Origin of the sequence: Streptomyces sp. NPDC050658, from assembly GCF_044457025.1 — a bacterium.
Classification (GTDB): Bacteria; Actinomycetota; Actinomycetes; order Streptomycetales; family Streptomycetaceae; genus Streptomyces.
In genome coordinates, this window is the sequence record NZ_JBITGM010000015.1 from 176,237 (window position 1) to 196,025 (window position 19,789).

The window sequence follows — 19,789 nt, forward strand, 5'->3', positions numbered from 1 at the left end:
TGCTCGCTTCACTGATTCCGGGGCAGCTCGCCCAGGTGTGGGCAGGTCTCCCAGATCTTGCGAACGGCCACGTGGTGAACCGGCGTACAGGTGCGAGATGTTCAGGGGCGGCGCGGGCACAGTGCGTCGGCCTCAACCCCTGTTGCGGGGCGCGGCGGCCGGGCCCGCGATTCGGCGGCGAGCACCGACGACCACCGCGCAGGCGAGGGCGGCTCCGGCGGCGGGCAGGGCTGCGCCAAGGACCGGTCGCGCGGCGAGTACCCCGGCCAGGGCGGTGCCGGACGCCTGGCCGGTGCCGACGGAGGCGGCCAGCCAGGCGTACGCCTCGGTGGTGGTCCCGACCGGCGTGAGTGCGCCTGCGGTCAGGAACGCGTTGGTGAGCAGGGCGGTGAGGAAAAGGCCCGGCACCGCGGCCAGCACGGTCGCCCCCACTGGGCCGGTGACAGCGATGAGGGGCAGCCACCCGAGCGTGAACAGGACGCTGGCGGTGATGAGTTGAGCGGTGATGGTGCCGGGCCAGGCAGTCCGGCCGTACAGGAGTCCGCCGACGAGACTGCCGGTGGCCAGCACAGCGGGGATCAGCCCGGACAGCAGGCCTGTCTCGTGACGCTCGGCGAGCGCGACAGCCCATACGTTCAACGCGCCCAGCGCGAAGCCGACGCCCCCCATGGCGAAGAACAACCACCGCAGCCCGCCGTGACGCAGCGGCCCCAGGACGCCGGATCGGCCGGCGGCGGGGGTGGACCGCCAGAGCCGGGAGGGGGCCGCGGTCAGCACCACGGCGGCGCCGAGGAGGCCGAGCACCGCGGTGGTGACCATGGCGGCGATTGAATTCACCATCGTGGACAGAGCCGCCGCCAGCGGAGGCCCGGCAACGAAGATCAGCCCTTGGCTGCCGGTGTCGAGGGCGAGGGCGGCCCGTCGGCGTTCCTCGTCGGGCAGGACTGCGGGCCACAGGACGCGCAGCCCTGGCTCCAAAGGCGGGGTGCTCAGTCCGGCGAGCGCGGCAAGTCCTGCCGCGACGCCGGGCCGAGCGGTGACGTCGGCCCATGGCAAGGCCAACAGACAAGCAGTGGTGGTCAGGACCGCGACCGAGGTGACCAGAGTCTGTCCACACCGGTCGACCATCCGGCCCAGGACCGGCTGCCCCATCGCGGAGCCCACCCCGTACACCGCGCACAGCAGGCCGCCGACCCTGAGCGATCCTCCCTGCTCTGTGACAAGCAGGAGGATCGCCACAGGCGCCATGCCGTTGGGCAGACGCCCGATCAACGTGCCGAGCAGCAAACGGGCCACGTGTCGTTGCCCGAGCAGCAGGCCCGGGCCGGTGAAGAAGGTCAACGCACTGCTCTCCAGGGGGACTTGCGGTGCGTGGGGGGGGCGACGACGGGCCGGGCGGTGCGCCACCGCCCGGCACCGGGCAATCAGCTGGTGGATGACAGTGGGGCTCCTGGCAGCGGCAAGAGCACAGAGGCAGGCCGCCGGGGAAAGCTCATGTAGCGTCGGGAGGCGTATTGGATGCGTCGAGAGCCGACCAGATGACGAATGGCGTCATGGGCGTATGCGTCAGGGAGCCGGCGATGTGCGGCACGGCATCAGCAATGGCGGCGGCGATGGTGGCCGGGGGCGGAATGGCCCCACCTTCGCCCAGCCCCTTGAAGCCGCCCGGAATAATCTCGCTGGGGGTGTGCAAGTGCTCGACGGTTATCCGTGGAACGTCTGCTGTACGGGGCAGGGCATAGTCCTGCAGGGTCACCGCGAGCGGCTTCCCGTCGACGGGGTCGTGCTGGGCCTCCTCCAAGAGCGCGAGGCCGATTCCCTGGGCCACGCCGCCGATGATCTGCCCTTCCGCGAGGGCCGGATTGACGAGGTTCCCGCTGTCGTGCACGGTCCAGTAGTCCTCGACCGTCACCTTGCCGGTCTCCCGGTTCACGGCGACAGCCGCTCCGTGCACGCCATAGGCGAAGGTCAGGGCGGGAGGGTCGAAGTCGACGGTTTCCTCGAGCTGGATGCGTTCCTCGTGGGTGTTCCGGTCCCAGCCTTTCCAAGCCCGGTGGGCCACGTCACGCCAACTCACCGTCTGCGCGCTGTCCGTGGCCCGATACCGCGATGTGTCCGTGGTCGGTGCGTTCCCCGGCTCGACCTCCCACATGACGTCGTTCGGGTCGACGCCGAGCCTGCGGGCCGCCAGCGACCGCATGCGCCCGCGCATCCTGTCGGCGGCGAGCATCAGAGCACCGCCGGCCAGTGTCACCGAGCGGCTCGCCTGCGAAGACAGATCGGAGTACGGCGTGGCGGCGGTGTCGCCCAGCTGGACCGAAATCCAGGACAGTGGAACGCCCATCCGGTCGGCGACGATCTGCGCAAGGGCTGTCTCGATGCCCTGGCCGACAGGGATCACACCGGAGAAGACTGTTACGGTGCCGTCCTGATTGACCCGGATCTTGCCGCTCTCCCATCCTGCAGCGTCAATCCCGAGAGCGCCCAGCAACGAGGTCGGGGCATATCCCGTGAGTTCCACGCTCATGGTGATGCCGCTGCCACGGCTCACCGCTCCCTCGGACACCCGCCGTCGACTGTTGGCCATCTTGGCGGCTCGCAGCAGCGCAGCAGGGTAGTCCCCGCTGTCATACGTGAAACCTGATCGGGTCGTGTACGGCAGGTCCTTTGGCCGGATGCTGTTACGCAGCCGCAGCTCGACGGGATCCAGGCCGAGTTCACGAGCGGCCTCGTCGATCAGCCGCTCCCGGATCCAGGACGCCTCCTGCATGCCGTAACCACGGTAGGCCCCGGTGGGAGCGGCGTTGGTGTACACCGCGTCGACAGTCGCGCCCGCGCGGACGAACCGGTACGGCCCTTCGAGAGCCATGCCCGTAGCCTGAAACGGTCCGGAACCCGCCTGGGAGGGGAACGCTCCCAGATCTCCCACAATGTGCGCGTCCAACGTGAGGAAACGTCCTTGGGCGTCCAGTGCGAGGCGAGCGCGGGCCGACTGGCCACGGCCCTGGTAGGCGGCGGTCAGGTTCTCCCTGCGGTCCTCGGTCCACCGGACCGCACGCCCCAACCGCATCGAGGCCAGACAGACCATCGCCTCGTCGGGGTGGAGCATCGCCTTCCCCCCAAAGGATCCACCGACGTCAGGCGCTACCACGCGGATCTGATCAGCCCTCAGCCGTAGCGCGACCGCCAGGTCCTGCCGGACCACATGAGGGGACTGCGTGCTGTTCCACACCGTCAGGCACTCAGTGTGTGGCAGCCAGTCGGCCAGTACCCCGCGCGGCTCCATCGGGCTGTGGGCGATGCGCTGGACGGAGAGATTGCGCGTGACGATGTGCGCGGCCTCATCCATGACCCGGGCGATTTCCTCGGCTGTATCGCCCAGTTCGGCGGAGCCTGCGAGATTGGTCCCGTTCTCCGGGTAGAGCAAGGGGGCGCCCGGGGCCAAAGCGGCCTCCGTGGTGGCGGCGACGGGGAGTGGGGCGATCTCCAGGCGCACGCGCTCGGCGGCGTCTTCGGCCTCGGCCCTGCTGTCGGCGACCACCACGCCGATCGGCTGGCCGACGTACCGCACGGTGTTGATGGCAAGTTCGATGTGGTGAGGGTTCTGGCCGGGAAGAGTCCACGCCATGGGCAGTGGTTCGGTGAAACGCCCGATCTCATCTGGACCCAGTGCCAGCTTCGCCCCCGTTTCCGACAGTGCCTCACCAGCATCCCACTTGAGGATTCGACCATGGGCGACAGGGCTGCGCACAACAGCCGCGTGCAGGGTACGTGGAGCTTGGATGTCGTCGACGTAGTACCCCTGGCCACGGAGCAGCCTGGAGCTTCGACTGTTGGGCAGCGCACGCCCGATCCACTTGCCCGACGCCTCGTTCCCGGTCGCATTCGCGCTACTCATGTCGCCCCTTCCCCTTTCCACCCGCCGCCCAGTACCGCTCCACGGCCGCTCGGATCCCGGCGTAGCCGGTGCACCGGCACAGGTGGCCGGGAAGTACGTCCTCGGCGATTTCATGCCCCGTCAGCTCTTGCTCCTCGGCGTGGGCAAGACTCATCAGCAGGCCCGGAGTGCAGAAACCGCATTGCAGTCCATGCGATTCGAGCAACGCCCTTTGCATGCCGGAGAGATCGCCGTCGTCGCCGGTCAGACTCTCGACCGTGCGCACGGAACTGCCCTCTGCTTGAACGGCGAGCATCAGGCACGAAGGCACCGGAATATCGTCGACGAGTACGGTGCACGCTCCGCACACTCCCTGCTCGCAGCCGACATGGGTACCGGTCAGAAGGAGCCCGTGGCGCAGGTAGTCGCTCAGTAGGGTGCGGTCCTCGGCGGGCGCGGTCGCGGGTTTGCCGTTGACCGTCATGGTGACGTTTCGCCGCCGGGCCGGCGCGTCACGCCATCCGGGTGTTCCAGCGGCCTCAGTCATGAAGCGCCTCCAGGTTCCGCAGCCGGTCGGCGCAGCGGCACAGCAGCGAGCGCAGCAGAGCAGTTCGGTAGCGTGCGTTGCCGTGCTGATCGCTGGGCGGGGCAGGGCCCTCGCCTACCGCGGCGAGGGCACGGTCCAGGCCACCACCGCCCAGGGGGAGCCCCCGCAGCTTCTCCTCACACGCTGTCAGGCGCACCGGCCGGTCAGCGACTCCTGCCGCAGCGGCTCTCGCCTGGCCGATCACGCCTTCCTCAAGGCTGACGCCCAGGCACAGGGCGACCAGCGGGAGCCCTACCGCAGTACGCCGGGAGACCTCCGCGAAGACGAAGCGGAACTGCGGCAGGGGAGGGAACTCGACGTAGGTGAGGAGCTCGCCAGCGTGCAGAGACGTACTGTAGGGGCCGGTGAAGAAGTCGGCAGCGATCACGCACCTGCTCCCGGACAGACTCTCCACGGTCAACCTGGCGCCCAACGCCACGGCCACCGCAGGCAGTTCGGCAGCAGGGTCAGCATGACAAAGGCTTCCTCCAAGGGTGGCACGCTGACGAATGGTGTAGTGGGCCACTTTGCCGACAGCCTCGGCGAGTACCGGCTGCCTCTGCAGAATCAAGGGATGGGTCAGCAGACTCTGCAGCCGCGCCCTGGCCCCGATCCGCAGGCCGTCCGGGCCATAGGTGATTGCGTCCAGCCCGGACACCCCGTTCAGGTCGACAACGGATGAGGGGCGACGACTGCGCGCATTGAGTTGCGGGATCAGGCTCTGTCCACCGGCCAGTGGGGCACCGCCGGGCCCCGCTTCGGCGAGCAGCCTCAGGGCCTGCCGCAGGTTCGTCGGCGCGTAGTACGCAAGAGCCGCGGGTTTCATGGGCCCGCCTCCTAACCGCCGAGCACGCCGTGGAGTGCTCGGCCTCATCACGCATCAGCTCGGTCATGAGTCCCCTTGGACGGGCCCGGTCTCTCGATGGGGGCCGGTCCCTCGGCGGGAGCCGATCCCCCGGTGGGAGCCTGATGGCTTTGGGGCAGTGATCGGAGCAGGTCGGTCACTTCACCGCGTAGCTGCTCGTCGACTTCCCGTCGCTGGCCGACGGTCATCTCAAGCCAGGGCGTGCCGTAGTCCTCGAAGACGAACACGCCTTCCAGGAGAGGGCCACGCGTGTGCGGAGTGGCGGTTCGGGTCTTGTCGATCCAGCCGTGCTGCCGAAGTGTGCGATGCCCGACACTGCAGGTGGGGGTCACCGCTGCGATGGTGGTCTCCAGGTAGCAGCTGGTGTCGGTGAGGCCACGCACCGCTGCGTCCAGGACAGTCAGGCGTTCGGCTTCTGTGGCCGATTCCGGGATCTGGCCGTCCCAGGTCTTCATCAGCACACCCGGCCGTCCGCCCAGGGCATGGATGTAGAGTCCGAGATCGTCGGCAAGAACGGGCATGGATAAAGCCCTGCACCAGGCAAGGGCCTTTGCCCGGGCATTCCCCGCAGTCGTCACCGCGTGTTCCTCCACCGTCAGTGACATGTCGAGATCGCCGGGGAAGACGAGGGGCATGACGTCCCGGAGAACTCTGTGCCATCGGGCGGCCTTGAACGGGTTCGTGGTCGCGATCAGCAAAGTGGCCGGCAGCGGAGAGGTCACCACGACTCCCGTGGCCTGAGCTGCGGACGACGGCCGCAGGCGCCGAGGCGGCGGTTCGCGATGAGCCGGTCGAGGACATCGGTGGGCTCATCGCCGACGGTCAGGAGTTCCGCGTGTGCGGGAGAGAGGAATCCCTCGGAGACGGCGCCTCGGGCGAACGCGAGAAGACTGTCGTAGTAGTTCGCGGTGTTGAGCAGGCCGAACGGTTTGTCCAGATGGGACAGTTTGGCGAGGGTCCAGGCTTCAGAGATCTCGTTGACTGTCCCGAGACCGCCCGGAAGTGCGAGAAGCATGTCGGCCAGCTGGATCATCCGCTGCTTCCGCTCGGCCAGCCCATCCACCACGTACTGGCGAGACAGGGACGGATGTGCGACTTCTTCACGCATAAGGCTTCGGGGAATGACCCCGAAGACCTCGCCCCCGTTGTCGAGCACGGCGTCGGCCAGGATGCCCATCAGACCGAGGTGCGAACCGCCGTATACGAGCGTGATGCCACGTTCAGCGAGTTGCTCGCCGAGACTTCGTGTCGCCGACGCGTAGTCGCGCCGGTGACCGGCAAAGCCGCCGCAGAACACGCAGATCCTCATCCGGCCACCTCCACCAGACGCTCAACCGTCTCGGACGGGCTCGGCAGCTGTTGGATCTCCTTCTGCAGGCGCTGCGCTGCCGCACGGTGGTCGGCATCATTCAGCAATCCGTGGAGTGACGCGACGACGCCTTCCCTAGTCGCCGTACCCGGTTGCAGCATGCGCGCGGTACCTTGCCGGGCGAGCTGATCGGCGACGGTGAACTGGTCGGCCATGTGCGGAAGGATGAGCTGGGGTAGTCCGCCGGCCAGACAGGTCAGGGTGGTGCCTGCGCCACCGTGATGGATGACGACGTCACAGGTGGGTGCTACGTAGCTGAAGGGCAGCCAGGGGCCTGATCCGGGGCTCGCCACCCGCGCGTTGAGCGGCACTCGCCCATAGGCACCGTCTGCGGCCGCTCGTGCCTGCTGGTCGGGGAGGATGACGACGGTGTCGTAACCCAGCTCGTCCAGGGCCGGAAGAATCGCTGACAGAGCGTCGGTGCCGCCGGTCTGTGGGATGACGGATCCGAGAGTGACGCACACACGCGGCGGCGGCGCCGGCCTCAGGAGCCACGCCGGCACGGCACCTGGTCCCGAGTACGGAATGTGCCGTATGGCCCGAGCGCGGCCGGTCTGGGCGGCTTGCAGGCTGGGCGGCCACAAGTCCAGCTCGATTGCCGGAGGTCCCGGGCTAGGGTTCTGTCCCCAGCGCTCGTACAGATCGGCCAGTTCTTGATCCACGCCGCGCAGAGCTTCCCGCGGAAGCGCGGGGCCGAGGTTGATCGAAACAGCGGGAATGCCGGTGACCTGTGCGGCGATGGGGCCGGCGAACTCCAGTGCCGTATGGACGATCAAGTCGGGGCGCCATGCGCGGCACAGGTCAACGATCGGGTCCGTCAGGAAGTTCGCGAACCGGCTCACCGTCCGTATGGCGGTGACGTGCATCCCTCGGGGGTCTGATGACCAGTCGGCGAGCAGCTGTCGGTCGCCGACGCCCATGATGTCGCGCGTTCGGACGACCCCGCCCACCGTGACGGCCGGCAGCCCACTGGAGGCCACGGTTTCCGCGAACTGTTGGGGAACGGCCACCCGTACCTCGTGTCCGGACGATTGAAAGGCCCAGCCCAGCGGCACGAGAGGGAAGAAGTGACCGTACTGCGGGCACGACGTCATCAGGATTCGCATGTCTGGTCCTCGCGTTCGGGACGGTGGTACGCCAGCTCCGGGGCCCACGCCACCAGTCCGCCGAAGGCGATCATCCGAGCGTTGTCCACGCAGAGCGACATCTCGGGGAAATGGACCGTCATGCCCTTCTCGGCGGCACGGGCGGCGCACAATTGCCGGAGCCGTCGGTTCGACGCCACCCCTCCCCCAAATGAGATCCGGGGGGCGTCGTGGGCGGCGGCAGCGCTGAATGCCTTGTCGGCCAGGATCGTCATGACACATTCCTGCGCCGATACGGCAAGCAGTTCCAGATCTTCGGGGCCCGTCACGGCGCGCATCCGTTCCAGGACCTCGCCGTACAGCGCGTGGAGATCGATGTTGTAGCCGTTTCCGGCGTTCAGGACCTCGGTGCGAGGGAAGCGGACGAACTTCCAATCCGATCGCGTGCCTGCGAGCCTGTCGATCGCGATGGCTCCGTCCGGCTCGGCGGCCGGGACGAGCCCGAGCAGTTCGCTGCACCTGTCGAGGACCGCGCCCGGGGCCCGGCCGTGTCCAAGCCGGTTTCTGTCCGCCGCATCGTGCGTGCCCAGCAGCCGGTAACTGCCCACATCGGCGGCGAGCTGAAGGTGACAGTGGCCACCTGCCACGGTCAGGCCGATGAAAGGAAACTCCGGTGGAGGATCACACAGCAGTCCGGCCAGCAGATGGGCCTCGTGGTGATCGACCTCAATGACCGGCAACGACAGACGGACGGCGAGATCGGCCATGAGCTCCCTGGCGACCTCAACATTCGCGTTGTGTTTTCCCCTCACCACGGACACGGAGAGGAGCCCCGGACGCGGGGCCGACGCCATGGCCTCACCCAGCAACGTAGGCAAGGTCCCGGCGTGGAATGCCCTCAGTTCGTCTCGCCACTCCACGCTGTCCTGCACTATGGCGGGAGATGACGGCGTGAACGTCTCATTGCGTTCGCAGTGGACAGTGCGCTCCTGGTCCAGGACACACACGCAGCAGTTGTTGAACGTACTCTCCACCGCAAGGGTGACAAGGCCGTTCTGTGGACTCCCCATCGCTGTCCCCTCCGTGTCGTGGCGATTTACGCGTGCCTCATCGGACAGCGGGCATTGGCCCTGCTGAGGCCCGGTGCAGACGGTCCCGCACCGCCATCCAGTCCTCGTCCTCGGGAGGGGCCAGCACGGCAATCGTGCTGATGCCCCGGTCATCCAGACGATGCAGCGCGGCGTAGAGGTCAGCTCCATAGCCGGCGGGGTCATCGGGCAGCACCTCGACATGCTCCGCCCACGCCGTGCGAGCGACGTCGAGATCGACATGGGTGAGAATCCCGCATGGCTTCCCCAAGCCACTCTGGCCGGCCACTTCGACGTCATCCACGATCACGACCTTTGCCCGCGGGGCGTAGTGTCGTCGCCCCTGGCCGGGCGAGCGGGCAGTACCGTCACCGTCGCCAAATGAGGCCGCGGAGAAGTCGATTGCCCCGATGGCATCCCTCAGTTTCCGCAACGGCAGGGCCCCCGGGCGCAGCAGACGCGGCGGCGTACAAGTGATGTCCAGGACCGTGGACTCGATTCCCCACCTGCACGGCCCGCCGTCCACGATCAATGGCACATCGGGCAGGCTGCGCAGCACGTGTTGCGCGCACGTGGGCGACACGGACTCGGAACGATTGGCGCTGGGAGCGGCCAACGGCAGTCCGCAGGCCGCCAGCAGGTCTAGCGCGACCGGATGGGCGGGAACGCGAAGCGCCACCGTGCCAGTGCCTGCGCTGACCGCATCCGGCACATGGGCCGCGCGATCCACCACCAGCGTCAGCGGCCCCGGCCAGAACCGGTGAGCCAGCTCGACCGCCACTCCCGGCCAGACACGCGCCAGCGAGCGCGCCATGTCCGCGTCCAGGGCGTGCACGATGAGCGGATTCCAGTCCGGACGGTTCTTCAGGCGATAAATCTCCGCGATGGCGGGCGTCGAGAACGCATCGGCGCCCAGCCCGTACACCGTCTCCGTCGGAAAAGCGCACACCCCTCCCGCACGCAGAACACGAGATGCCTGATCAAGACCAGCCGCATCAGCGCTCACTATCACTGACGAAGTACGCACATTTTCTCCCGGAGCTCGTAGCGGGAAACCGCTCTTACTCAGCAAATACCTGCGCCTTAGCCGGGCGGAAGACGGATGCGACAACGAGTAGCGAGCACAGAGCGCAACCTTGTGAGATTGTGAACTTTGCCCAGCTTGATCTCTGCCCTGTGCCGGCGCACACGGCGTCAACACCGACCCGACCAGCGTGTCCCCCGGCTCCGGGACGGTTCCACTGGGCAGATGCCCGACCCGCCCGTCGATCACAGTGACCGAGCCCGACTCCACGCCCAAGTACGAACGACGAGAAGCACAGAGGTCCGATTCGAGCATGAGAAAATTCCCGGATCGAACAAGTTTCGCGAAGTCTCCAAGATCGCGCCGAACGCAAGCATTTCCCCTCGCCAGCTATCTCGGTGGCGCAAAGAACCGCTGTGCGCACTTGCGAAACGACGGATTGCACTCTGGGCGGAAGTCGGTGCGCAGGTAACGACGCTATTTTCTTGAGGTCTACGGCCCGACAACGTAGATCGACGAGGTCGGCTTCTCGCGCGAGCTTTTATCGAACAGCACCATCATTACATTGGTATGCGATAGCGGCATGGAACTTTCCCCATAGTTTTCGTGCCGGGAAAGTGACGCAACAGTAGTATCCAATCGCCGGGCAATATCCCGACGCAGCATGTAGATCGGAACGCCCTTTTCAATCAAGAACTTGTGGTTCGTGGGCTTCAGGCCGACGACCCCAAAATCTACTCCGCTAAACGCCATTCCGGAGAACCCGAGGTTTGGGTTGATGGCAGTGATGATGCCGCCGAGTTCTATTGGCACACCCTCTACCGATTGCTCCTTGGCAGCGGCTTGCAGTCTGGCATGAGCGTAGGAAAACAGCACACTCAATGTATTCTTCGGAGACCAGGCCGCGTTCCAGGCGCGTGTCATTTCTAGGGTATTTTCTGGTTCCCTTCCGGCATGCCGGGCAATCCCCTGCTCGGACTCGGTGCCGATCGGCGAATACGACACCCACGCAAACGGCAGTTCATGGCCTTCCAGGTACGCGCCAAATGCCGCGATTTCATCTTCTCGGGCTTTGTGTACGTAGTGGAGTTCTTCGGCATACAAACGGCTTGTTTCCAGATCGGTGCGCTTCATGACGATACGCTTTCCGGTACGCTCTTCTTTCACGATCACGCTGGTCGTACCGTCGGCCGCAGTACGGTATTCTCGGCCTTTGGTGGTGGTCGTAGGGTCTGCACAGTCAAACGTCGTCCCATCTCCACGCACGAAACCCGCTAAATCCGGATGCCGTTGCGCCCAGCGGTCGCTCGCTTCGCTCTGCCTTCCATAATGTGCCCGCACAACAGGGATAATGACATCCAAGTTTGGTCGCACCAATCCTTCGCTTACCCTGGCGCTAAACCTGTCACCTGCTTCGCCGCGAAAATCTGCTTCAGTCTGTGCCGCTACGTCGCGTATCGCAGCTGCCTCACCCTGCCATACGTCTTCCGGCTCGTAGTGGCATAACGAAAGCATGGACTGGATTGTGACATCAAGCTCACTCACAGCACCCGCCGCCTCGACCATTTCCAGTTCTGCAACAGTCGTTGAGATAGGCTCTCGGGTCAGATGTATAAGCGGGTTCGTATGCCACTTAAAGGCATCCCTGTCGATCACATAATCGGCGCCTTGCTCGCGCATGCTCTTCAATCCCATCCACTTTGCGACTTTGACAGAACATAAATGAATCTCGACTGAATGAAGTTCAACCGCTCGCCGGGCCAGTTGGCAGCGTGACCTGCGGCGCCGATGAACGCGGTGCTCCATGCCGTGCTGGACCCCAGACCGCCAAGACCTCCCCGAGCGGGTCCGACACCCCGTTCGGCGTAATCCCCGCCCTCCCCCACCACCACCGCCTCACCAGCAACGCCACCGTTGAGTCGCGCGGAACCCGAGCAGGACCTAAACATACCTTAGAGGGCGAAACGTGACATATTGACATAAAAGTAACACATGAAGAGTGGTGAGATGCAGCGGCCGTTTAACACAATGCCGCTGCAGTCCTTTATGGATCCGTCCGAATGGCTCATCTTTAACGAGGAAGTCGCGACCGTCGCCGCAGGCTTTCCGGACATCACTGGTGTCTTAGCCATCGGGTCGCTGGTTCAGTCGTTCCGACCGCCGATCAACTTCTATGAGAACCAACGAAGCGGACCGCTCGGTGTCGCCTATGAATCGATCCGACACCCTGAACGCCGCAAGGTTTTCCCCAGCAATCACTCTGACCTGGACATCTGGGTAGCCGTCCGGGATACCAAGGAATCTGCTGGCATAGAGCAAGCCGTCAGCTTGGGCGGCATCTCCCTGCTTGAAGAACTGGCTTCGGGTCGGGTACAGAGGGGCACACCGCAATGGGGCCGGAAAAAAGAGGCCGCATTCAACGCCTACTACAAAAACCCAGACCTCTACCCCCGCGGCTTTACCACTACCGCACACGACGGTGCCCAACCCTGGATGGCGACCAGGTTCAAATCAATGGTTGAGCAGGCCTTACTGCACCGCACTCCCGATTTCGTAGACCGAATTGCCCGATTTACCGAAAAGAAGATACCAGGCAACTTTCTCGAAGTCCGGGCGTTTCCCGAGTCAGTGTTTAATCTGCGACCGGACGACGTTGCCGTACCGGGAGACGGCGAAGATCGACAACCGTTCCCTCGTATTGCCGATGAACAATGGATTGGACCAAGTCACGCTTCCCGTGTCCTGCATGCGGCCGATGGCGCAGGCATTTATCCCTTTGCCGGCGAGGGCAGAATTTTAGGTCAGGCAATACATGATTACATACAGTCCAGAGAGCCAGGGTCGAGGAGTCGAAGTTATGGCGCGGTACTCTTAAAGCCGGATGCCATCGAAAACAATCAGGTAGCGATCATCAAAGCGAAGATCATAGAGGGCGTCGCCCGCTTCTCCGGCAAGGTCGTCATGGAACGCCTGTTTGAAGGGCTAACATTTGAGCAGGTCAGGATTATGTACCCTTCCCTGTCGGGGCAAGATCTTGAAGAAACGGCGATATATCTTGCGGGCGGCCGCAGCCTGGGGCTGGTAATCCAGGGTGACATCAGTCAGGACAGAATGCTGCATGAAGTGGATGCAATAAAAGGCCCGCGCGTGGGCGATCGAACCGAAGCACGATTACTTGAGGGCCGTAGACTGGTCGGCTCCGTACGTGACCTCCTGCCACTCCCAGGTGACGAAGAAAAATACCGGGCTCTACTGCCGGCCCTCTTTAGGCGCAGGATCGAGACTGGTCACCGATTCACGGACGAAGAATACGCATACTATTCCAGGAATCTCATACATTCGCCCGATAATGTCATAGAATTACAAGGGCTGCTGGATGTAATGGGTTTCGAGGGGCCGCGCGATTAATTATGGCCATAAAGATCATCGACCAAGCCGGCGAAGAAATAGGCTGTATCGAGAAACAATATCTTGTGCCGTTGGGTCTGCGGCACCAGATCGCCCGCGTCATCGTCTACGCCCGTAAGAGCGGCACTGTGCTCCTGCAGCAACGCAGCCAGGCCGATGATTCCTGTCCTGGTTTGTGGGATACCAGCGCAAGCGGTCACGTGGACGGCCACGAAGTATTGGTGCATGCAGCGATTCGTGAACTCAAAGAAGAGCTGTCCTTTGACGCCGGCGAAGACGCACTGGACTACCTCGGATCTTTTGATACGAGCGTGGAGCTGGGCGAGGGCCGGTTGGAACGCGAGACGCACATTTACCGCTTGGGAGTCGAAGAAGAAATCAACGTCTCTGTCGCAGATACGGACGAAGTAAAACAAACAGCTTGGATAAACCTGGAACAGCCCACACCTGATATAGAGCTAACCAAGGGAGCAGCACAGGCACTCCAGTTGTTCAAGTGCTGGCATGACCATGATCACCTGATGCGCGGTACTCGGTGAAGCACGAGGCGGGCGAGGGATTCATGGCGCGCCGCCTGAGAGAGATCCCGCTGCCCAAAGGGGCATCGAGCGAGCATGAGCACATGCTCCCTGTCGCACCCCCTGCCACGGGGCTCCGCACTCCGTGGCATCACCTCCCGGCCAATGTCCGTGGCGCCTTGGAGGAACTCCTCGGCGCGGCCGTGACCGAGGCGGTGACCCAGTCCGGAGGGTTCTCGCCCGGCGTGGCCGCGCGATTACGTCTGACTGACGGACGGCGTGTCTTCGTAAAGGCGGTCAGCGCCGACACCAACCCGGCGAGCCCGGACCTGCACCGCATCGAAGCCCGGCACGCGGCCGCCCTGCCGGACTCCGTACCGGCCCCCCGGCTCCTGACTTCCTACGACGATGGCACCTGGGTCGCCCTCGTCTTCGAGAACGTCGACGGGCATCAGCCCCAAGTACCGTGGAAGGCAACGGAATTAGAGCGCGTCCTCGACGCCGTCGGGGACCTCGCGGTCACGCTGACACCCGCCCCCATCGACGCGCGGCCGGTCGCCGAGACCAAGGCCAGTGCCTTCCACGGCTGGCAGCAGCTGACCGAGTCCGCCGAGGCTCATGCGGACGGCCTGGACCCGTGGGTCCGGCGCAACCTGCACATGCTTGCCGAACTCGCCGCTCCCTGGCCCGAGTTCGCGGTGGGCGACACCCTTGCCCACGGCGACCTGCGGGCCGACAACATGCTGCTCACCGCAGATGGACGCGTCGTCTTCGTCGACTGGCCGCACGCAGTCCTCGCGGCACGGTGGTACGACCTGCTGATCATGCTGCCGTGCGTGCGCGCCCAGGGGGGTCCGGACCCGGAGGCCGTTTTCAGTGCCCACCCGGTGAGCCGCGGCGCCGACCCGGGCGGCGTGACCGCCACCCTCGCCGCACTCGCCGGCTACTTGGTCCGGAACTCCTTGCTGCCCGCCCCGCCCGGACTGCCGACCCTTCGCGCCTTCCAGCACGCCCAGGGCGCCGCCGCCGTCGACTGGCTCCGGAGGCGGCTCGGCGAACCAGCGCTGCCCTGACGCGCGTGGTCTCGGGGGCTCAAGGCGATCGCTCAGCCGATCGTCAGTGTTACCGTCCCGCGGTTGTCCTGGTGGACGTTGCTCGCAAGGCACTCCAGGAGGTTGATGTTGGGCCTGACGACTACGACCAATACGACAGATCCCTCTCTGTACCCGCTGATGACTTCCCCTGTTGCGGTGACGACCGTTTGCCCAATTGGGTGGGTGACGACGGTGGTGTCGTACTGGACAGTGCTCTGCGATTGTTCGCCGGTGCTGGTCCAGTCGTAAGTGACCGTCGACGAAGGCGGCAGGGTGTCCTCGAGTGAAGGCAGGAGGCAACTTGCCTCTTGTTGGTAAGTGGATGTCGAACGTCCTTCGGTAACAACAGGATCCGCGCAATCGTAGTCTTCCTCGATTGAGACCGTGGTCTCTCGGAAAGTCGGTCCGAGCGGCGGATCATAGGTCGCTTCAATGGCGCCGACACACTCCATGGGAGCCTGATCAGCGTCAGCCGAACTGGCGGAACTGGAGGGGGCGATGATGCCAAGCGGAAGCAGCAGTACCAGGGCAGCTGATGAGCTGATTCCGATGCGGCGCAGGAGTCTCTTGGTAAACACGCGTGCACCTCCGATGGTTGTCTGTGAAACGGTCTTACCGGTGCACCAGGAAGGGTGCCGCCGGGCAGTCGGCAGATTTCCGTGAATCAACCGGAGTCTCAGGAAGAACTGAGGCCAAGGGAACATCCAGAATGCCCACGCTTGGCTCCAGGAGCCAGAGATGGGTCCCCGCGAGAAGAGCGCAAGAGAGCTCCCGCACGGCGCTCGCTGCCGACTGCGCGCCGTCTGGAGTGGTCAATGCCGCTGATGAGGTTTCTGAGAAGACAGTTCAGCCACCGGCAAGATCTCTGAGAGTTCCCCGGGCTTGCGTCACAGCGCATGGACCTTCACCACATGGACCTTCCCAGCTGCCGCTCAGCCCGCTGAGAGCATCGCAGGGTCCGAGATCGGGGCGGTGCCGGGGAAGGAAGCGACGGCGACTCCGGGAGCGGACCCGGCTCGGGTACGACCAGCCGACCAGAGTCTGAGCTGCCCCGACGGGCTTCGCAGAAACACCGGCTCTTCGCCGGTTCCCTGGGTGGTGGGGCGATGTCGAGGGGCCCAAGACGCCCAAGACCCTCGTTGGCCCGATCGGCCTCTGCCCGCCGCGCCGATGGAGTGACCTGGCTGATCCGTTCACGCGTGCCTACCAGCCGAATGCTTGGGCGCGGGCGTCCACTGGGACACGGCCCGGCCGCACCCGCACAGACGACGTTCGCGTCCACCACATACTTCTACAATGATGGCCCCGGAACCTTGCCCTGCTCCAGGAGCAGTGACTTACGCACCCTCCTCTGCACTTCTCCCATCTCCCAGGCCTGGCTCGATAACGACCGATTCCGTTTCGGATTCGACGTACGCGTCGACGAGTCTGCCCCACAAGGCAGGATGCTCGAGGGCGGCACCGTCGGCCCCAAGGGCGATCCGGGGGACGACGGGGACACCGGTCCAGCAGGTCCCAAAGGCGACCAAGGGCCCCCTGGTCCGCCTGGTCCGAAGGGTGAGCCGGGCGGGAAGAGCGACCCGACGGGACCCTGCCGAGTGCGGATCATCCCGAAGGTCTTAGCCATCCGTCAGGGCCCCGGAACCGGCTACGACCAGGTCGGATCACTGCGCAGGGGGCAGATCGTGAACGTCAATTGCAAGGTCAACTCCACCATCGTCGGCGGTAATCCCCGCTGGTACAGGCTGAGCGACGGCCGCGGATGGATCGCCGCCCGCTGGGCCGCCAATGTCGGTGCCATCGAGCCTTACTGCTGATGCTCTGACCGCATGCGGTGATCGCGGAGCAGCCCGCGGAAGGCCTGCCTAGACCAGGCGGTCGTTCTTCACCCGCTGGTGGGTGAAGGAGGAGAGCCACCGGTGCAATCGCGCGCCGCAGGCATCGTCATGCGCTCCTCCAGGCACGGCCTTCCGGATCACAAGGGCACAATGTGGCACCGCCTACCCCGTTTCCCCTGTCCCCTCCCTCTATATAGCGCTGACGTGTCGTGGTGCTCTGGCAGGACTGCTCGCCCCTCCCGAATTCACCTCGCCCTTGGGCTGCAAGCGCGAAATGAACGGGGCCATAGAAACAAGGTCTGGGCATGTTCACATGAGCAGGGGAGAAAAGATCCGGCACCCGCTGCGGCCTGATGCCACTCAAAAACGGGATGGTGGAACATGGCAGGATTCCGGCTGGCACTTGTTCAGATGAATGCGGTTCTGGGGGACCTGAATGGCAATATCGATGCCATGCGACAATGGACCGCCAAGGCCGCCGCTGCCCATGCGCAGTTGGTGGTGTTTCCACAGTCGGCCATAACGGGCTTTCCCCTGGAAGACCTTGCTGCTCGTCCCTCATTTGCGGATGACGCGTACACCGCGGCAGGGCGTTTCGCGACCGCGCTGGCAGCTGACGGGCTGGGCGGCCTTCCGGTGGTTTCGGGCTGTCTGGCACCGGACGGCTGGCGGCATTCGGTGGTGCTCATCCATGAGGGGCAGATCATGGCGGCTCCATCCGGGGACCGGGACGACAGTGTTCACGAGCCCCAGACAGCGCGGCACTTCGCTCCTCAAGAAGCCCTCACGGTGGTGCGTGTCGCCGGGTTTGATCTGGCGCTGGCTCTCGGCGAGGACGTGCTCGCCCCGGATACTCCCGCCATCGCGGCGGCACGAGCCGGCGCAGTGGACCTTGTCGTCACCACCGCCGCGTTTCCGTATCGGATGGGAGGGTTTGACGGCCGGCTGAACCTCCTGAGGCAGCGATCCGCTGAGGCGGACGTCCCCCTGGCGTGCGTGAACCTGGTGGGCGGCCAGGACGACCATGTCTTCGACGGCGGTTCCGTACTGCTGGCTTCTGATGGTCAACTCGTGGCGCGGACCGAGCGATTCGAGGAACAGCTCTTGGTCGCCGAGGTCAAGCTTCCCACCAAGGCCGGCACCCCGAGCCCACTGCCGGCGGGCGTCACCCTGCGCCACCTGCCGCTCGACGCACCCTTGGTGTCATCCTCGCCCATGCCCGGCATGCCGGTGCGACTGCCACCCCTCGTGGCCACACCGCGCGGGAAGGGGACCGGAGTCGAGCAGGAAGTGTGGCAGGCGCTTGTGACCGGAATACGTGACTACACCGTGAAGAACGGTTTCGAATCGGTGATCGTCGGCCTCTCCGGCGGGGTCGACTCCGCGGTCACAGCGGTACTGGCCTGTGATGCGCTGGGCCCCGACAAGGTGGTTGCGGTCTCCATGCCGAGTGCCTGCTCAACCGACCACTCGCGGGGTGATGCGGCCGAGCTGGCACGCCGTGTCGGTCTCGATTTCCGGTCAATTGCCATCCAGCCACACGTTGATGCCGTGCTGGACACCATCGAGCTGGACGGGGTCGCCGTCGAAAACGTACAGGCCCGGATGCGCAGTCTGCTGCTGATGGCCCTTTCCAACCAGGAAGGGCATCTGATGCTCAACACGGGCAACAAGACCGAGTACGGGTGCGGTCACGCCACTCTCTACGGAGACTCGGCGGGCGGCTACGCTCCACTCAAAGACGTACCCAAGACTCTCGTGTGGCGGCTCGCTCACTGGCGGAACGTCCAAGCGGAACAGCGCGGTGAAGCCGCACCCGTGCCGGAGAACATCATTCTGAAAGAGCCCAGTCCCGAACTCCGGCCTGGCCAGGTCGACTCCCAGTTGCTGCCGGCCTCGTACGAGGTTCTGGACTTGATCATTGCCGGATACGTCGACCAGGGGCTCTGCCGTGACGCGCTGGTCGCCGAGGGTCTGGAGAGCGACGTCGTCGACCGGGTCATCGAGATGATCGAACACGCGGAGTTCAAACGGCATCAGGCCCCGCCAGGCCCTCGGATATCGGCCGGCTCCTTCGGCCGCGACCGCAGGCTGCCCGTCACCAACCGGTACCGGGACCGAGGCGCAGAGGGCCGCGAGGTGCCCGGCCGTGTCTGACACATCGCTGCCTGCGCGGGCACCTCTCATCATCGACACCGACATCGGCGGGGAACCCGACGACGCGATGGCCCTGGCCGTAGCGGCTCGTCGTCTGCCGGACCTCGCGCTGGTGACAACCTGCGATGAAACCGACGGCGAAAGGGCCCGTTTCGCACGCCACTTCCTGGACCTCCTCGGCCGTCCCGACGTGGCCGTCGCCTCCGGACCGCGCCTGGGCGAAGATCCATACTTCTGGGCCAAAGGCATCGCCCCGGCCGACGTCGCGCCACAGCCCAACGACCCGGTCGCCGCCGTACGCGCCGTGTGCGCCCGGGTGCGGGGGCCGGTCCGCTGGCTGGGACTTGGGCCGCTGACCAACCTCGCGGCGGTCCTCGCCCGAGCCCCAGGGACGGCACCCCGGCTGCAAGTGACGCAAATGGGCGGTGCTCTCAGCTACCGGGACGCCACCCTTGCCCAGTACAACTTCCGGCTCGACCCCGGTGCCGCCCGGGCGGTCGTCGCAGGCTGTGCGACATTGCGGCTCGTCACGTATGACGTCACCTTCAGCCAGCAGCTCGTACTCACGCCCGATTCATCAATTCTGCGTTCCTTGGCCGGGATGCGGCATCCATGGGCCAAAGCCCTCACCGAACACTGTGCCCAGTACTTTGCCGGCTACTACCCCAGCACAATCCCGCACACACCGCTGAGCTTGTCCGCGGCAATGGGCGAACCCTTCATACGGTTTGCATCGCGGCGCATCGCCCTCGATGAAGCCGCCCGGATGCGCCTGTCCGACGAAGGCGACCTCGTGCGACTCAGCGTCTCAGCGAATTACCCGGACTTCCTTGGCTGGCTGGAAAACTGTCTCGCGTGATCATCGGCCCGTCCCCTCTAT

17 protein-coding genes are annotated in these 19,789 nt (G+C 65.2%); 6 read left to right on the plus strand and 11 right to left on the minus strand.

Annotated features, from left to right (window positions below):
• Positions 1-132 precede the first annotated feature (132 nt).
• The 10 genes from ACIBKX_RS37470 to ACIBKX_RS37515 form a co-directional block, all read right to left on the minus strand.
• The gene (locus ACIBKX_RS37470) at positions 133-1,341 is read right to left on the minus strand and encodes an MFS transporter (RefSeq protein ID WP_363277542.1); all 1,209 of its coding nucleotides are present in this window, start codon (positions 1,339-1,341) and stop codon (positions 133-135) included.
• Between the two features lie 151 nt (positions 1,342-1,492).
• On the minus strand, positions 1,493-3,898 hold the full coding sequence (locus ACIBKX_RS37475; protein ID WP_363277543.1) for a xanthine dehydrogenase family protein molybdopterin-binding subunit: 2,406 nt from the start codon (positions 3,896-3,898) through the stop codon (positions 1,493-1,495).
• Positions 3,891-4,424 (minus strand): (2Fe-2S)-binding protein, encoded by a 534-nt coding sequence (locus ACIBKX_RS37480; protein ID WP_363277544.1) that lies wholly within the window; start codon positions 4,422-4,424, stop codon positions 3,891-3,893. Before ACIBKX_RS37480 ends, ACIBKX_RS37475 begins: the two co-directional genes overlap by 8 nt.
• Positions 4,417-5,289 carry an FAD binding domain-containing protein gene (locus ACIBKX_RS37485; RefSeq protein WP_363277545.1) on the minus strand — a complete coding sequence of 291 codons (873 nt, stop codon included), beginning with the start codon at positions 5,287-5,289 and terminating at the stop codon, positions 4,417-4,419. The genes ACIBKX_RS37480 and ACIBKX_RS37485 overlap by 8 nt, the downstream gene beginning before the upstream one ends.
• A gap of 47 nt (positions 5,290-5,336) precedes the next feature.
• On the minus strand, positions 5,337-6,050 hold the full coding sequence (locus ACIBKX_RS37490) for a non-canonical purine NTP pyrophosphatase (RefSeq protein WP_363277546.1): 714 nt from the start codon (positions 6,048-6,050) through the stop codon (positions 5,337-5,339).
• A complete protein-coding gene (locus ACIBKX_RS37495) occupies positions 6,047-6,637 on the minus strand; it encodes a TIGR00730 family Rossman fold protein (protein ID WP_363277547.1) in 591 nt (196 codons plus the stop codon). Before ACIBKX_RS37495 ends, ACIBKX_RS37490 begins: the two co-directional genes overlap by 4 nt.
• Positions 6,634-7,803: a nucleotide disphospho-sugar-binding domain-containing protein gene (locus ACIBKX_RS37500; protein WP_363277548.1), complete on the minus strand. Its 1,170-nt coding sequence runs from the start codon at positions 7,801-7,803 to the stop codon at positions 6,634-6,636. The genes ACIBKX_RS37495 and ACIBKX_RS37500 overlap by 4 nt, the downstream gene beginning before the upstream one ends.
• Positions 7,791-8,549 (minus strand): hypothetical protein, encoded by a 759-nt coding sequence (locus ACIBKX_RS37505; protein WP_363277550.1) that lies wholly within the window; start codon positions 8,547-8,549, stop codon positions 7,791-7,793. Before ACIBKX_RS37505 ends, ACIBKX_RS37500 begins: the two co-directional genes overlap by 13 nt.
• Before the next feature lie 340 nt (positions 8,550-8,889).
• Positions 8,890-10,209 carry an L-threonylcarbamoyladenylate synthase gene (locus tag ACIBKX_RS37510; RefSeq protein ID WP_363277551.1) on the minus strand — a complete coding sequence of 440 codons (1,320 nt, stop codon included), beginning with the start codon at positions 10,207-10,209 and terminating at the stop codon, positions 8,890-8,892.
• Positions 10,210-10,386: 177 nt separating this feature from the next.
• Positions 10,387-11,574: a hypothetical protein gene (locus ACIBKX_RS37515; protein ID WP_363277552.1), complete on the minus strand. Its 1,188-nt coding sequence runs from the start codon at positions 11,572-11,574 to the stop codon at positions 10,387-10,389.
• Positions 11,575-11,886: 312 nt separating this feature from the next.
• Between ACIBKX_RS37515 and ACIBKX_RS37520 the strand changes: the two genes are divergently transcribed.
• From ACIBKX_RS37520 to ACIBKX_RS37530, 3 genes are all read left to right on the plus strand, one after another.
• Positions 11,887-13,302, plus strand: a complete 1,416-nt coding sequence (locus ACIBKX_RS37520; RefSeq protein WP_363277553.1) for a hypothetical protein — start codon at positions 11,887-11,889, stop codon at positions 13,300-13,302.
• Positions 13,303-13,304: 2 nt separating this feature from the next.
• Positions 13,305-13,841, plus strand: a complete 537-nt coding sequence (locus ACIBKX_RS37525; RefSeq protein ID WP_363277554.1) for an NUDIX domain-containing protein — start codon at positions 13,305-13,307, stop codon at positions 13,839-13,841.
• An 83-nt stretch (positions 13,842-13,924) separates the two neighbouring features.
• Positions 13,925-14,893, plus strand: a complete 969-nt coding sequence (locus ACIBKX_RS37530; RefSeq protein WP_363277555.1) for an aminoglycoside phosphotransferase family protein — start codon at positions 13,925-13,927, stop codon at positions 14,891-14,893.
• A gap of 32 nt (positions 14,894-14,925) precedes the next feature.
• On the opposite strand, the gene ACIBKX_RS37535 is transcribed toward ACIBKX_RS37530, so the two are convergent.
• Positions 14,926-15,492 (minus strand): hypothetical protein, encoded by a 567-nt coding sequence (locus ACIBKX_RS37535; protein ID WP_363277556.1) that lies wholly within the window; start codon positions 15,490-15,492, stop codon positions 14,926-14,928.
• 1,020 nt (positions 15,493-16,512) lie between these two features.
• On the opposite strand from ACIBKX_RS37535, the gene ACIBKX_RS37540 reads away from it, so the two are divergent.
• The 3 genes from ACIBKX_RS37540 to ACIBKX_RS37550 all read left to right on the plus strand — a co-directional run bounded on the left by ACIBKX_RS37540 (position 16,513) and on the right by ACIBKX_RS37550 (position 19,768).
• Positions 16,513-16,731, plus strand: a complete 219-nt coding sequence (locus ACIBKX_RS37540) for an SH3 domain-containing protein (protein WP_363277557.1) — start codon at positions 16,513-16,515, stop codon at positions 16,729-16,731.
• A gap of 402 nt (positions 16,732-17,133) precedes the next feature.
• On the plus strand, positions 17,134-18,909 hold the full coding sequence (locus ACIBKX_RS37545) for an NAD+ synthase (protein ID WP_363277558.1): 1,776 nt from the start codon (positions 17,134-17,136) through the stop codon (positions 18,907-18,909).
• Entirely contained in the window at positions 18,902-19,768 is an 867-nt protein-coding gene (locus tag ACIBKX_RS37550) for a nucleoside hydrolase (protein ID WP_363277559.1), read from the plus strand. The genes ACIBKX_RS37545 and ACIBKX_RS37550 overlap by 8 nt, the downstream gene beginning before the upstream one ends.
• The last annotated feature ends 21 nt before the right edge of the window (positions 19,769-19,789 follow it).